We start from the raw sequence: 13,448 nt of genomic DNA on the forward strand, positions 1-13,448 counted from the left end.
TAAATGTAACTACCTAAAATTAGGTATATTAATTCCTAAAATAGAATACTATATTTTTTTAAAATCAAATACTCTGCCATTTTGTATTTTTACACAATGACAAAAAAATCTTTTACAATCGATGAAGTAAAACGAAAACTCGAAAACTACTGTGTGTATCAGGATCGATGTCATAAAGAAGTAGAGCAAAAAATGCGTGACTATTTTTTGATTCCTGAAGCCAAAGAAATGATTTTGTTAAGTTTGATGAAAGACAACTTCTTAAACGAAGAACGTTTTGCTAAGAGTTTTGCTCGTGGAAAATTCCGAATTAAAAGTTGGGGAAAACAACGAATTATAAGAGAATTAAAATTTAAAGATATTTCTGCATACAACATAAAAACTGCCTTAAAAGAAATTGATGAAACAGATTATCTTGAAACCATTTACAAAATTACAGAAAACCGAAATGCCGTAATTTCTGAAGCTAACATTTACAAAAGAAAACAAAAACTGATTGGCTTTTTAATGCGAAAAGGTTTTGAAAATGAACTAATTTATAAGGTTGTAAATGAAGTGGTTTCGTAAGTAATTAATAAAAAAGCAAAACCAACAAAAATAACTGGAACTAAACATACTTAATGCTTTTTTTTAATTCGCAAATTCGTGGTATTTAAAATCCACAAATTATATATTTGCATTCTTAAATTTTGATGAAAAATGTTACAGGTAAATTTTATTAGAGAAAACAAAGCAACTGTTTTACAAGGTTTGGCAAAACGTAATTTTGCGAATGCTGAAACAATTATTGAACAGGTTTTAACTGCGGATGAAAATAGAAGAGCAACGCAACTTGAGTTAGACAATATCTTGGCTGAATCTAATAAAATATCCAAAGAAATTGGAGTTCTTTACAAAAGTGGACAAGCGCAAAAGGCAAACATTTTAAAAGAAAAAACAGGACAATTAAAAGAAAGTTCTAAAGATTTATCCGAAAAATTAAATGGTTTTTCTGATGAGTTAGATGCACTTTTATATCAAATACCAAATGTGCCTCATACTTCTGTAAAAGCAGGAAAATCTGAAGAAGATAATGAGAACATATTTAGCGAAGGCGCAATTCCTGATTTAGGAGAAAATGCACTTCCTCATTGGGAATTAGCAAAAAAATACGACATTATAGATTTTGAGTTAGGAACTAAAATTGCGGGTGCTGGTTTTCCTGTTTATAAAGGAAAAGGTGCAAGATTACAACGTGCATTAATCAACTATTTTTTAGATAAAAATATTGAAGCTGGTTACACAGAAGTGCAAGTGCCACATTTAGTAAATACAGAATCTGCAACTGCAACTGGACAATTACCAGATAAAGATGGACAAATGTATCATGCTACAGTGGATGATTTGTATTTGATTCCAACTGCAGAAGTGCCAATTACCAATATGTTTCGTGGAAATTTAATGCAGGAAACTGAATTCCCAATTTGCGTAACAGGTTACACACCTTGTTTTAGACGTGAAGCAGGAAGTTATGGTGCTCACGTTCGTGGTTTAAACAGATTGCATCAATTTGATAAAGTAGAAATTGTACGAATTGAACATCCAGAAAATTCTTACAACGCTTTGAATGATATGGTTGAGCACATCAAAAATATTTTAGGAGAGTTAAAATTACCTTATAGAATTTTACGTTTGTGTGGAGGAGATACTGGTTTTACATCAGCATTAACATTCGATTTTGAATTATTTTCCACAGCTCAAGATCGATGGTTGGAAATTAGTTCTGCATCAAATTTTGAAACGTTTCAAGCAAATAGATTGAAATTACGTTTTAAAAACAGCGAAGGGAAAAGCGAATTAGCACACACTTTAAATGGAAGTTCTTTAGCTTTACCAAGAGTTTTAGCTGGAATTTTAGAAAACTATCAAACAGAAAAGGGCATTGTTATTCCAAAAGTTTTAGTGCCTTATTGTGGTTTTAGCTTAATAGATTAACTTTTTAGTAAACAGTATTCAGTCGCAGTTTTCAGTAAGCAAGTTTGTGGGGATTTAATCTTTCAAAAAAAGATAAAATTCACACAAAAGTTTCTAAAAAATATTTTTTTTTAGAAAAAGAGTGGAAATTTTCCCCTTTGGGGAAATGTCTGAAAGACAAAGGGGCTTTTAATTCGCAATTACAGCCACCATTAATCTTTTGTATTTGTTCATTTCTAAAAGAGCATTTAAGTACGCACTAATTTGTCCTTTTCGCATACACTCAATTGAACGTTGTTTTGCATTTTCGTATTTGTTCGTTAAATCGATCATAATAGTAGTTTTTGATTAGTTATTTTACACTATAGACAATTTCCATGCCAAATTGTTACAAGGAAATCATTTAAATAACATTGGTTTAATAATATTTTAACATATTTCTTAATTATCTTTGATTCTTATGAAGAATTTTTTTTTAATAATTTTTCTGATAATTAGCAACTTTTCCTTTGCTCAAGAAGTTCAAATGGAAAATGATCAGAATACTTTTTTTTTAGCAGAAACTTACTATAGAGAAGGAGAATATGAAAAAGCTACTCAAATTTATAAAAAATTATACGATAAAAGTTCTTTTAACACAAGTTATTTAACGCGCTTAATTTCTTGCTATCAAGAAACCGATAAATTTTTAATAGCAGAAAATTTGCTAAAAGCACGTATTGAAAAAAATCCTTCTCAAACTTTTTTATATGTTTACTTAGGATATAATTTCGAAAAACAACAGCTAAATGAACTTGCCAAAACAAACTACGAAAAAGCCATAAATTCTTTACATGAAAATGCTAGTTATGCTGGTATTATTGGGCGTCTTTTTAAAGAATACAATCTTTTAAGTTATGCTATTTTAGCTTACGAAAAAGCAATGGAAGCTAACGAAAATGCTGATTATAATTTTCAAATTGCACAGATTTATGGTGAGCAAGGTGAGTACAAACAAATGTTTGAATCGTATATTAATTTGGTTGATAAAAACGAAAGCTACCTCAACTTAGTCCAAAGATACGCAAGCAGGTATATTACTGATGACCCAGAAAGTGAAACTAATATTTTGTTCAGAAAAACACTTTTAAGAAAGGCTGCAAGCAACCCAAAAAACGAATGGAATATTCTTTTAAGCTGGTTATTTGCACAACAAAAAGATTATGGAAAAGCTTTAATTCAAGAAAAAGCTTTGTATCAAAGAAATTCGGGTGATTTAGTAGAAATTTTTAGTTTAGGTAAGATTGCTTTCCAGAATAAAGACTATCAAACTGCAAAAGAATGTTTTACTTTTATTGATGAAAAATCTCTTTTAAAAGAAGAAAAAATTGATGCTAACTTGTATTTGGCAAAAATTGCTGTTGCTACGAAAAACCCTGAAACAGAAACGCTTTTTCAAAATTTATTTACCAAATTTGGCAAAAGCCCGCAAACAATAGAGTTGCAAGTTGCATACGCAGATTTTTTAACCTTTACCAAAAACGAACCTTTACAAGCAAGTAGTGTTTTAGAGGAAGCTTTAACCTATTCCCAATCTAAATTTGATGAAGGTAGGATTAAATTAAAATTAGGCGAAGTTTTAGTTTTTAGAGGATTGTTTAACAAAGCATTGATTTATTTTTCGCAAATTCAAACACAATTAAAAGGCTCTGAAATTGCACAACAAGCTCGTTTTAAAGTAGCACAAACTAGCTATTTTAAGGGCGATTTTGATTGGGCAAAAGCACAATTAAAAGTTTTAAAAGGTTCAACTACACAATTAATTGCTAATGATGCAGTCGATTTATTTTTAAGAATTACAGATAATGAACCTGTAGATTCCATTCCTTCTGGTTTAAAACAATTGGCAAAAGCAGAATTGTTTGCGTATCAAAATAAAAACGAAGATGCTTTAGAGGAACTTGCAAATCTTTTATCGCCTAAAAAACAAAATACAGAAGAATTTTTGACAGAAGGTTTAGCTGTTTCTGGAATAGCAATTCCTGGTGAAGTTATTTATGATGATGTTTTGTTTTTACAGGCAAAACTATTCATCAAACAAGAAAAATATGATGATGCAATTACAAGCCTAGAGAAAATTATTGCAGCAGATAACCAAGGTTTTTTAACAGATGATGTTTATTATTTAATGGCAGAAACTTATAACGAAAACTTAAATGACATTGAAAAAGCAAAAGAGTATTATCAAAAAATAATTTTTGACCATCCATCAAGTATTTATTTGGTTGATGCTAGAAAAAAATTTAGAAAATTGAGAGGAGATAGTATTTAGTAAACAGTTTTCAGTATCAGTTTCAGTAAAAATTGAAACAATTACACATTTAAACAAATAAACGATTACACAACATAAATGTACATATACAACGTAACAATTAATATAGACAATGCTGTTCATGATGAATGGTTAACATGGATGGAAACTCATATTTTAGAGGTTTTAAATACAGGGAAGTTTATTTCGGCTAAATTCACACAAGTTTTGGTGGAAGAAGAAATGGGTGGCAAAACATATTCTGTGCAATACACAGCAAATACAAAAGAAGATTTGCAAGATTATTATAAAGAAGATGCAGAAGGTTTAAGAGTAAAAAGCTTACAAAAATTCGGAGATAAAATGCTTGCTTTTAGAACAGAATTAAAACTGGTTAAAGAGTTCTACCCAACTGCAAATAACAATTAAAAATGAAGAAATTTTTATACAGAAATAGAAATGTAGTTTTGGGTTTAGCACTCTTATTAATTATTTCTGGAGCCTACACAGGATATCTTTTTTACGGAACAGAACCTCATGAAACCACTGGTGGTTTTCTTTGCGGAATTGGTTTTGGGATATTGCTTATTTATTTTTCTATAAAGAATTAAGTTCTTAAAAATCGCTTTTAAATCATCTTTTATAGCATTTGAGTTATTAAATATTTTCACATAATCGTTACTTTGTAAAAACGAAAAAAATGAAAAATTTAATACTATTAATTCTTACAGCATTATTTTTAAGCTGTGGAGCAAAAAAACTAGTAACATCTAAAGAAAAAAGATTTGAAGGCAACTGGTATTTAGAAAAAATAACCTACAATATAGATGCTAATTATAATGTAACGTTGTTTGATGACGCCTCTAAATATTGTTTTGAAGGCAGTAGCTGGAAATTTTTAAGAGATAACAAATCTGGTAATTATGTAATTAACAAAACATCTTGCGAAACTCAGGTAAGAGATTTCAAATATATTATTGGTAATGAAGATGATGCAACAGGCTTTTATAATTTAACTTTAACTCCAATTAATGGGAATACAAGCAAATCTTATAACTTATTCTTAAAAGATTTAGACATGTCTTCTATGAAATGGCAAGAAAGCAGAACCATAGATGGTGTAGAATTTACGATAGAAATGAGATTCAAAAAGTTCGAATAATGTAACTTTAAAAGAGTCCAGTATTTTACGACTATCTATAATTTGTCAATTTTATATTTTAACCTCAAAAAAACTCATTATTTAAACTTCATTTTTAAATCTTGATGTCATTGGAAATTTGGATATTTTTAACTGTACATTTGTGCAAAATGTAACAAAAAGTAAATTCTATGTCTGTAAAAGCAAAAAAACATTTAGGTCAACATTTTTTAACAGATGAAACCATTGCAAAAGATATTGCAGATGCTTTAACAGAAGTTGGTTATAATCATGTATTAGAAATTGGTCCTGGAATGGGTGTTTTGACAAAATACATCTTACAGAAAAAACCAAAAGTTACTGTTTTTGAGTTAGACAGAGAATCTGTAGCGTATTTAAAAGATGTGTTTCCCATTGAAAATATCAACCTAAATACATCCAAAGAAAAATTCGAAATTATTGAAGGCGACTTTTTAAAGAAAGATATTCAAGAAATTTTTAAGAAAGAACAAGTAGCCATTATTGGTAATTTTCCATATAATATTTCTACGCAAATTGTTTTTAAAGCGATAGAAAACAGAGAATTTGTTCCTGAATTTGCAGGTATGTTTCAAAAAGAAGTTGCGATGCGAATTGCTGAAAAAGAAGGCTCTAAAGTATATGGAATTTTATCTGTTTTAACACAAGCTTTTTTTGATGTAGAATACTTATTTACAGTACCACCAACTGTTTTTAATCCACCACCAAAAGTAGATTCTGGCGTAATTCGTTTCATCAGAAAAAAAGATTATTCGTTACCTGTAGATGAAAAACTATTTTTTAGAGTTGTAAAAACGGCCTTTAATCAACGTAGAAAAATGTTACGTTCTAGTTTAAAATCTTTCAATCTTTCGGATTCTTTAAAGGAAGAACCTATCTTTGCAAAACGACCAGAACAATTATCAGTTCAAGAGTTTATTTCACTCACGCAAAAACTAGCAAAAGATGCCATTTGAAATCACAGACGACTTTCTAGATAACCTTTCCATACTTATTGCCAAAGACCAATCAAAAGAGATTACAGCTTTATTTGAGGACGTTCATTTTGCTGATATTGCAGAGGTTTTAGACGAGTTAGATTTTGATGAAGCCATTTACATCATTAAACTTTTAGACAGCGAAAAAACATCTGAAATCCTAACAGAATTAGAAGATGATATTCGAGAGAAAATTCTTGACAATTTATCCGCTCAAGAAATTGCAGATGAAATTGGTGAAATGGATTCTGATGATGCAGCAGATATTATTGGAGAACTTTCCATTGAGCGTCAAAAACGAGTTATAAATGCGTTAGAAGATGATACTCTTAAAGCAGATATAAAAGAACTTTTATCGTACGAAGATAATACTGCAGGTGCTTTAATGGCAAAAGAGCTTGTAAAAGTGTATGAAACTTGGACAGTTGCAGGTTGTATGCGTAGAATTCGTGGGCAAGCAGCAGAAGTAACCAGAGTGCATTCCATTTACGTAGTTGACAAAGAAGATAAACTAGTTGGACGTTTGTCTTTAAAAGATTTAATAATCGCAAAATCCGATCAAAAAATAGCAGATATTTCTAAAGATTCTGTAGATTCCGTAAATGTAGATGAAGATGATGAAGAGATTGCCAAAATTATGGCAAAATACGATTTGGAAGCCATTCCTGTTGTAGATGATAACAACGTTTTAGTAGGTAGAATTACTATTGATGATATTGTTGATGTTATTAGAGATGAAGCTGATAAAGATTACCAAATGGCTGCAGGTTTCTCTCAAGATGTGGAAGTAAATGATACCATTTGGGAATTGACAAAAGCACGTTTACCTTGGCTAATTTTAGCACTTTTTGGTGGTTTTATTTCGGTTTCTGTACTGGGTAGTTTCGATTCTGCTATGGGTACTTATCCAGAACTTTTCTTTTTTACACCCTTAATTGCAGCAATGGCTGGTAATGTTGGTGTACAATCTTCTGCAATTATTGTGCAAGGTTTAGCAAACGATAGTTTGCGAGGTTCGCTTTTTAAACGACTTTTAAAAGAAATTTTACAAGGATTGTTAAACGGATTTGTTTTAGCAGCGCTATTAATGTCTGCAGGAATGTTATTTCTAGGTTTTAAATTAGATTTAGGAATTACAGTCGCAGCTTCTTTGGTTTCTGTTATTGTAATTGCCTCAATTATTGGTACTTTTATTCCGATTATTTTGGCAAAAAGAGGTGTAGATCCTGCATTAGCAACTGGTCCATTTATCACCACAAGCAACGATATTTTAGGAATTTTAATCTATTTTTCTATTGCTAAATTGGTGTTAGGTTTTTAGGGTTTTTTGAATAAAATTAATATTCTAAAGGTTCTTTTTTAGCATGCTTAACTCTTAAAATATAAACTTCTTTTTCTTCAACTAAATAAGAAATTCTATAAGAATGTTTTTGAAATGCCCTAACGTTCCCTTTATTATTAAGCTTTAAAGAATCTAATTTGTAAATTTCTGAATTTGTAGATAGTATTAAAACAGATTCATAAACTTCAGTAATCACTCTAGAGGTAATTTCTAAAGATTTAGACTCTTCTAAAAGTTCTAAAAAACAAGTGTGTAGATTTGCTTCTGCAAAATTAGTCCAAATTATTTTTTTGACCATTGCTTTAATTTTTCTCCTAAATTTTCGTGAGAAATTACAGCTCCTTCTTCAACTTGTCTTAAAGATGTTTCAATTTCAGTATTATATTGTTTTACATCAATTCTATCTAAAGACGTTTTCTTTCTTTTTTCTAAAAGATCTTTTATCGATTTTATCAAATCTACATCTTTAACCTCCTCAAGTTCTTTATGTATCCATTTTAAATCTGCCTGTAAATCCATAAACCTTTATTTTTCAATCAAATATACAACTTATCAAATTTAAATCTTCAACTTCACAAACAAATCCCAAATAACAACACCTGTAGTTACAGAAATATTCAAGGAATGTTTGGTGCCCAATTGCGGAATTTCAATACAAAAATCGCTTGCATTTACCACTGCTTGCTGCACACCTTTTACTTCATTTCCCATCACAACTGCATACTTTGTGTCTTTTTCTGGGTAAAAAGTATCTAATTTGGTCGAGTTTTCAGCTTGCTCAATAGCCAAAACTTTTACGTTATCTTTTTTTAATTTTTGAACTAATTCAAGCGTACTTTCAGCATATTCCCATTCCACAGATTCAGTTGCACCCAAAGCTGTTTTATGAATATCTTTATTGGGTGGAGTTGCACAAATGCCACATAAATAGATTTTTTCAATCAAAAAAGCATCCGAAGTTCTAAAGACAGAACCAATATTATTTAAACTTCTAACGTTATCTAAAACGATTATTAAAGGTGTTTTTTTAACAGCTTTAAATTCATCAACCGAAATTCTACCTAACTCGTTATTTTTTAATTTTCTCATTTTTAGTCTTTAGCTTTTAGTCTTTAGACCTTAGAAAACTCAGTTGAAAACTAACAACTAAAAACTAACGACTAACAACTTTTTTCTATCTTCGCAAAACTAATTGAAAAATTCCTAACCTTGGCAAAATCAAAAGTAAAAAAGGTAACTCCTTTAATGAAACAATACAATGCTATCAAGAAAAAATATCCTGATGCTATGTTGCTTTTTCGTGTGGGAGATTTCTATGAAACTTTTGGAGAAGATGCCAAAAAAGCGGCTGGAGTTTTAGGAATTACGCTTACAAAACGTGGAGCTGGTTCAGATTCTGAAACTGCTTTGGCTGGTTTTCCTCATCATTCTTTAAATACCTATTTGCCAAAGTTGGTAAAAGCTGGAATGCGTGTCGCGATTTGCGATCAGTTAGAAGATCCAAAAATGACAAAAACCATTGTAAAACGTGGTGTTACAGAATTGGTTACGCCTGGAGTTTCTTTAAACGACGAAGTTTTACAAAGCAAAACCAACAACTTTTTAGCAGCTGTTCATTTCGATAAAAAACAATTAGGAATTTCTTTTCTCGATGTTTCTACAGGCGAATATTTAGTGGCTCAAGGAAATGCAGAATACATAGATAAATTGTTGCAAAACTTCTCTCCAAGTGAAGTTTTAGTCCAAAAGCAACACAAACAGCAATTTTTAGAGCTTTTTGAAAATAGATATTATACATTTTATTTAGACGATTGGGTTTTTCAAAAGGAATATGCAAACGAAACATTACACAATCATTTTGAAGTAAAAAGTTTAAAAGGTTTTGGAATTCACGAAGTCAAAAACGGAATTATTGCTGCTGGTGCTGTATTGTATTATTTATCAGAAACGCAACACAATCAGTTAAAACACATCCAAAATATTAGCAGAATTGCAGAAGACAATTATGTTTGGATGGATAGGTTTACAGTAAGAAATTTGGAATTATACAACCCAAATTCTGTAAACGCTGTAACACTTTTAGATGTGATTGACAAAACCATTTCGCCTATGGGTGGGCGATTGTTAAAACGCTGGTTGGCTTTGCCTTTAAAGAATATTGATGAGATTCAAAATCGTCATGAATTGGTCAAATTTTTTATCAATTCTAATGATTTTTCAAAGACAGTTACTTATCAACTAAAACAAATATCAGATTTAGAAAGATTGATTTCTAAAGTGGCAACTGGTAAAGCTTCGCCAAGAGAAATTGTATTGTTAAAAGATTCTTTAAAAGCAATTTTACCGATAAAAAGTGCATCAGAAAAAAGTAAAAACAAAACGGTTCAAGAACTTGGGAAACAATTACATACTTGTGAAGTTTTAATCACAAAAATTACAGAAACATTATTTGATGATGCTCCTGTAAACATCAATAAAGGAAATGCAATTGCCAATAATGTACATCAAGAATTAGACGATTTACGTGCAATTTCATCATCTGGAAAACAATATTTAGATGATATGCTAGCTCGTGAAACTGAAGCAACAGGAATTAGCAGTTTAAAAATAGCTTTCAACAACGTTTTTGGTTATTATATTGAAGTTCGAAATACACATAAAGATAAAGTTCCAACAGAATGGATTCGTAAACAAACTTTAGTTTCTGCTGAAAGATACATTACTGAAGAACTCAAAGAATACGAAACTAAAATTTTAGGTGCAGAAGAAAAAATTGCCAAATTAGAGCAAGAAATTTTCTCAAAATTGTTGCAATATATCATTCAATTTGTAGATGTTGTGCAAGAAAATGCGCAAATTATTTCAAAAATTGATTGTTTATTATCCTTTTCTGTTTTAGCAATCGACAACAATTATGTTCGTCCAATTATGGATGAAAGCACAGATTTGGACATCAAAAATGGAAGACATCCTGTTATAGAAAAGCAGCTTCCAATTGATCAAACGTATATTGCAAACGATGTTGTATTGAATAGAAATCAACAACAAATTATTATGATTACTGGACCAAACATGTCTGGTAAATCTGCCATTTTAAGACAAACTGCTCTCATTGTTTTATTAGCACAAATGGGAAGTTATGTGCCTGCTCAAAATGCAAAAATTGGGATTGTAGACAAGATTTTTACAAGAGTTGGTGCCAGTGATAATATTTCTATGGGCGAATCTACATTTATGGTAGAAATGAATGAAACAGCATCCATCTTAAATAATGTTTCTGAGCGCAGTTTAATTTTATTAGATGAAATTGGTAGAGGAACCTCTACTTATGATGGAATTTCGATTGCTTGGGCAATTTCTGAGTTCTTACACGAACACCCAACCAAAGCAAAAACATTATTTGCCACTCATTATCACGAATTGAATGAAATGACAACCACTTTTGAGCGAATCAAAAACTTTAATGTATCTGTAAAGGAGTTAGAAGACAACATTATTTTCTTGCGTAAATTGGTTTCTGGAGGCTCAAATCATAGTTTTGGTATTCACGTTGCAAAATTAGCAGGAATGCCAAATATGGTGATTCATAGAGCGAATAAAATACTATCACAATTAGAAAAAAATAATAAAAACGATGAAGTAAAGGACGTTTTAAAACAAACACAACACGAAGAAATGCAACTCAGTTTTTTTCAGTTAGATGATCCTTTATTAGAAAATATTCGTGAAGAAATTTTAGCAACAAATATTGATACATTAACACCTATTGAAGCTTTGATGAAATTGAACGAAATTAAAAGGATGTTGTTGAAAAAGTAAGGTTTGTGTATAACAAAAGTTACGTAGTTTAAGCACTAAAACTAGCAAATAAAAACCAACCAAAAATGTTCGTGAGGACCTTCGTACGTTGGCTTTTATTAGTAATTTTTTTTATACATTGTTGTAGGCAGTTATTTATCAAACAAGCCTTTTTAAACACATAAGTGTAATACATTAATTTTTTACAATAAAGATAAGAAAATCACTTATTTTTTTACTCTAAAACAAAGTTTACATTTATTGTCTAAATAACTTTAAAAACATCTATACAAAACAAAATTAACTTTTTTGCTTGTATGGTAAGTGTTTAAGGATAATTTCGTATTCTCTTTTTGAATTTTTTACTTTTCTCATTTTAAATCTTGCCTTTGCGCCTTTTTTTAAACCAAAATTTTCATTCAAATCAGTCCAAACTCTTACAAATAGAATATCAGGATTATTTTTTAATGAATTGTATATGTAATCCCAATCTTCTTTAATTTCTCCTTTTGAAATATCAGTATTCAAAAACACCAAAATCTTATACTTGTATTCATTTAAATCAATATTTTTTGTTAATTGAACTTTAGATATAATAGTATCAAAACTTCCTAAAAGACTTTCTATTTGAATATCTGTATTACCCTGATTACATATTTCGTAATTATCTACAATGCTACTATTTTTTAAAGTATCTAGCTGATTGATAGAGCAGTATTCTTCCCCATTGTAACAAAGAAGACTGTCTTTTTGATCATAAACATATGTTCGATATGCTATAGAAAAAGCAATAAAAGTTTTAATATCTTTATCAGTTAATGTGTTTTTTAATTGTGCATCAATTATATTTTCTTCCTTTGGTAAAACAGCAATATTATCCTCTATTTGACTTTGTGTATATACATTTAGATCAGGTAACCCAACCATTAATTTCATTACTGAACCACAAGAAATAAATAGAAAAATTGAGCTGTATAATAGAATACAGCTCAATAAATTAGAAGTTTTATTATTCATCATTTAGTCTTTTCCAGTCGATTTTTGTAATAAATTCAAATATATAATAATTTTCTTTAGTATTAATGTATTGATTGGCAATGGCCTCTCGTGTATCGTAATTGAATTCATCATAATCATTATTGCTGCCTTTTGGGCTAACTTTAATTTTAACGGTTGCAGAACCACCACATCTAAAGCCTATACCGCATTTACAATCTCCTTGACATTTTGCTGGATTTTCTCTTGGATTTAACCTTGCAATTTTAAATTTTACATTAACACTTACTTCTTTGATTTCTGGATCATCATCAGATTTTAATAGTGCTTCATCTTCAAAACTATAACCAGGTAAAATTGGAACATAATATTTGTTTTCTTCGATGTCAATAAATGATTTACGAGAATCATCAATTTTTAAATTTGAAACTCCCATTTTTCTTTCGAAATCCGAGTCAAATTCTATTGTTTGTTCCTTTGAAACTAAAATGGTATTGTTAATAATTTCGCTTTGTTTTAAATAATCTATAGGCCCAGACTTTTCACAAGATGTGAGGATGAACATTGTAATTACTAAAAGTTTAAATATTTTCATAAATAATAAATTTTAACTTAAATACTTTTAGGTTGTTAATAAATAGCATTCAAAAAACGCTTGATTTGTTTTGATTTACTGTGAAGTGTTTTAATTATTTAAAACTTCTTCTGATTGGCTTCTTGTTTATTTACATAGGCAAAAGTTTTAGGTAATAAATTATTTGTTCGATTTTTATATTTTTAATTCAGTAAGCATAAGTTTTTCTTTTCTACTTTTTTCATTAAGATAATTACTTTCTAATTGCATACAACTCGTTATATAGTAACTTTTATTACGTATATCACCTATTAATTTTAGATAATAGGTTTTTATAA

General features: G+C 29.7%; 15 protein-coding genes. 9 read left to right on the forward strand and 6 right to left on the reverse strand.

Annotation, left to right across the window (positions count from 1 at the left end):
* The first annotated feature begins 96 nt into the window (after positions 1-96).
* Both P161_RS0106050 and serS read left to right on the forward strand, forming a co-directional pair.
* Positions 97-567 carry a regulatory protein RecX gene (locus P161_RS0106050; protein ID WP_026776137.1) on the forward strand — a complete coding sequence of 157 codons (471 nt, stop codon included), beginning with the start codon at positions 97-99 and terminating at the stop codon, positions 565-567.
* A gap of 132 nt (positions 568-699) precedes the next feature.
* Positions 700-1,974 (forward strand): serine--tRNA ligase, encoded by a 1,275-nt coding sequence (gene serS / locus P161_RS0106055; protein ID WP_026776138.1) that lies wholly within the window; start codon positions 700-702, stop codon positions 1,972-1,974.
* Between the two features lie 168 nt (positions 1,975-2,142).
* Here serS and P161_RS19720 read toward each other — a convergent pair whose 3' ends face one another.
* Entirely contained in the window at positions 2,143-2,286 is a 144-nt protein-coding gene (locus P161_RS19720; protein WP_197026329.1) for a hypothetical protein, read from the reverse strand.
* A 193-nt stretch (positions 2,287-2,479) separates the two neighbouring features.
* Between P161_RS19720 and P161_RS0106065 the strand changes: the two genes are divergently transcribed.
* The 6 genes from P161_RS0106065 to mgtE all read left to right on the forward strand — a co-directional run bounded on the left by P161_RS0106065 (position 2,480) and on the right by mgtE (position 7,721).
* Entirely contained in the window at positions 2,480-4,264 is a 1,785-nt protein-coding gene (locus P161_RS0106065; RefSeq protein WP_231494708.1) for a tetratricopeptide repeat protein, read from the forward strand.
* 78 nt (positions 4,265-4,342) lie between these two features.
* The gene (locus tag P161_RS0106070; protein WP_026776140.1) at positions 4,343-4,672 is read left to right on the forward strand and encodes a DUF4286 family protein; all 330 of its coding nucleotides are present in this window, start codon (positions 4,343-4,345) and stop codon (positions 4,670-4,672) included.
* Positions 4,673-4,674: 2 nt separating this feature from the next.
* A complete protein-coding gene (locus P161_RS0106075; protein ID WP_026776141.1) occupies positions 4,675-4,854 on the forward strand; it encodes a hypothetical protein in 180 nt (59 codons plus the stop codon).
* An 89-nt stretch (positions 4,855-4,943) separates the two neighbouring features.
* Positions 4,944-5,405, forward strand: coding sequence for a lipocalin family protein (locus P161_RS0106080; protein WP_026776142.1), 462 nt, complete (start codon positions 4,944-4,946; stop codon positions 5,403-5,405).
* 170 nt (positions 5,406-5,575) lie between these two features.
* The gene (gene rsmA, locus P161_RS0106085; protein WP_026776143.1) at positions 5,576-6,379 is read left to right on the forward strand and encodes a 16S rRNA (adenine(1518)-N(6)/adenine(1519)-N(6))-dimethyltransferase RsmA; all 804 of its coding nucleotides are present in this window, start codon (positions 5,576-5,578) and stop codon (positions 6,377-6,379) included.
* A complete protein-coding gene (mgtE, locus tag P161_RS0106090; RefSeq protein ID WP_026776144.1) occupies positions 6,369-7,721 on the forward strand; it encodes a magnesium transporter in 1,353 nt (450 codons plus the stop codon). Before rsmA ends, mgtE begins: the two co-directional genes overlap by 11 nt.
* Before the next feature lie 16 nt (positions 7,722-7,737).
* Here mgtE and P161_RS0106095 read toward each other — a convergent pair whose 3' ends face one another.
* From P161_RS0106095 to P161_RS0106105, 3 genes are read right to left on the reverse strand one after another with little or no spacing between them, the layout of a single operon-like run.
* Entirely contained in the window at positions 7,738-8,040 is a 303-nt protein-coding gene (locus P161_RS0106095; protein ID WP_026776145.1) for a type II toxin-antitoxin system RelE/ParE family toxin, read from the reverse strand.
* Positions 8,025-8,261, reverse strand: a complete 237-nt coding sequence (locus P161_RS0106100) for a hypothetical protein (RefSeq protein WP_026776146.1) — start codon at positions 8,259-8,261, stop codon at positions 8,025-8,027. Before P161_RS0106100 ends, P161_RS0106095 begins: the two co-directional genes overlap by 16 nt.
* A gap of 39 nt (positions 8,262-8,300) precedes the next feature.
* Positions 8,301-8,831 (reverse strand): RNA methyltransferase, encoded by a 531-nt coding sequence (locus tag P161_RS0106105; RefSeq protein WP_026776147.1) that lies wholly within the window; start codon positions 8,829-8,831, stop codon positions 8,301-8,303.
* A 120-nt stretch (positions 8,832-8,951) separates the two neighbouring features.
* On the opposite strand from P161_RS0106105, the gene mutS reads away from it, so the two are divergent.
* A complete protein-coding gene (gene mutS, locus P161_RS0106110) occupies positions 8,952-11,561 on the forward strand; it encodes a DNA mismatch repair protein MutS (RefSeq protein ID WP_026776148.1) in 2,610 nt (869 codons plus the stop codon).
* 279 nt (positions 11,562-11,840) lie between these two features.
* On the opposite strand, the gene P161_RS0106115 is transcribed toward mutS, so the two are convergent.
* Together P161_RS0106115 and P161_RS0106120 are read right to left on the reverse strand one after the other, a co-directional pair.
* On the reverse strand, positions 11,841-12,560 hold the full coding sequence (locus P161_RS0106115) for a hypothetical protein (RefSeq protein ID WP_155810429.1): 720 nt from the start codon (positions 12,558-12,560) through the stop codon (positions 11,841-11,843).
* Positions 12,550-13,101, reverse strand: coding sequence for a hypothetical protein (locus P161_RS0106120; protein WP_026776150.1), 552 nt, complete (start codon positions 13,099-13,101; stop codon positions 12,550-12,552). The genes P161_RS0106115 and P161_RS0106120 overlap by 11 nt, the downstream gene beginning before the upstream one ends.
* Positions 13,102-13,448: the final 347 nt, after the last annotated feature.

The sequence above is a fragment of the Polaribacter sp. Hel_I_88 genome (genome assembly GCF_000687935.1).
Taxonomy (GTDB): Bacteria; Bacteroidota; Bacteroidia; order Flavobacteriales; family Flavobacteriaceae; genus Polaribacter.

What these genes read in the sequence shown, in the direction of transcription:
- P161_RS0106050 (WP_026776137.1), top strand. Translation starts at nt 97, where the DNA reads ATGACAAAAAAATCTTTTACAATCGATGAAGTAAAACGAAAACTCGAA.
- serS (WP_026776138.1), top strand. Translation starts at nt 700, where the DNA reads ATGTTACAGGTAAATTTTATTAGAGAAAACAAAGCAACTGTTTTACAA.
- P161_RS19720 (WP_197026329.1), bottom strand. Translation starts at nt 2,286, where the DNA reads ATGATCGATTTAACGAACAAATACGAAAATGCAAAACAACGTTCAATT.
- P161_RS0106065 (WP_231494708.1), top strand. Translation starts at nt 2,480, where the DNA reads ATGGAAAATGATCAGAATACTTTTTTTTTAGCAGAAACTTACTATAGA.
- P161_RS0106070 (WP_026776140.1), top strand. Translation starts at nt 4,343, where the DNA reads ATGTACATATACAACGTAACAATTAATATAGACAATGCTGTTCATGAT.
- P161_RS0106075 (WP_026776141.1), top strand. Translation starts at nt 4,675, where the DNA reads ATGAAGAAATTTTTATACAGAAATAGAAATGTAGTTTTGGGTTTAGCA.
- P161_RS0106080 (WP_026776142.1), top strand. Translation starts at nt 4,944, where the DNA reads ATGAAAAATTTAATACTATTAATTCTTACAGCATTATTTTTAAGCTGT.
- rsmA (WP_026776143.1), top strand. Translation starts at nt 5,576, where the DNA reads ATGTCTGTAAAAGCAAAAAAACATTTAGGTCAACATTTTTTAACAGAT.
- mgtE (WP_026776144.1), top strand. Translation starts at nt 6,369, where the DNA reads ATGCCATTTGAAATCACAGACGACTTTCTAGATAACCTTTCCATACTT.
- P161_RS0106095 (WP_026776145.1), bottom strand. Translation starts at nt 8,040, where the DNA reads ATGGTCAAAAAAATAATTTGGACTAATTTTGCAGAAGCAAATCTACAC.
- P161_RS0106100 (WP_026776146.1), bottom strand. Translation starts at nt 8,261, where the DNA reads ATGGATTTACAGGCAGATTTAAAATGGATACATAAAGAACTTGAGGAG.
- P161_RS0106105 (WP_026776147.1), bottom strand. Translation starts at nt 8,831, where the DNA reads ATGAGAAAATTAAAAAATAACGAGTTAGGTAGAATTTCGGTTGATGAA.
- P161_RS0106115 (WP_155810429.1), bottom strand. Translation starts at nt 12,560, where the DNA reads ATGATGAATAATAAAACTTCTAATTTATTGAGCTGTATTCTATTATAC.
- P161_RS0106120 (WP_026776150.1), bottom strand. Translation starts at nt 13,101, where the DNA reads ATGTTCATCCTCACATCTTGTGAAAAGTCTGGGCCTATAGATTATTTA.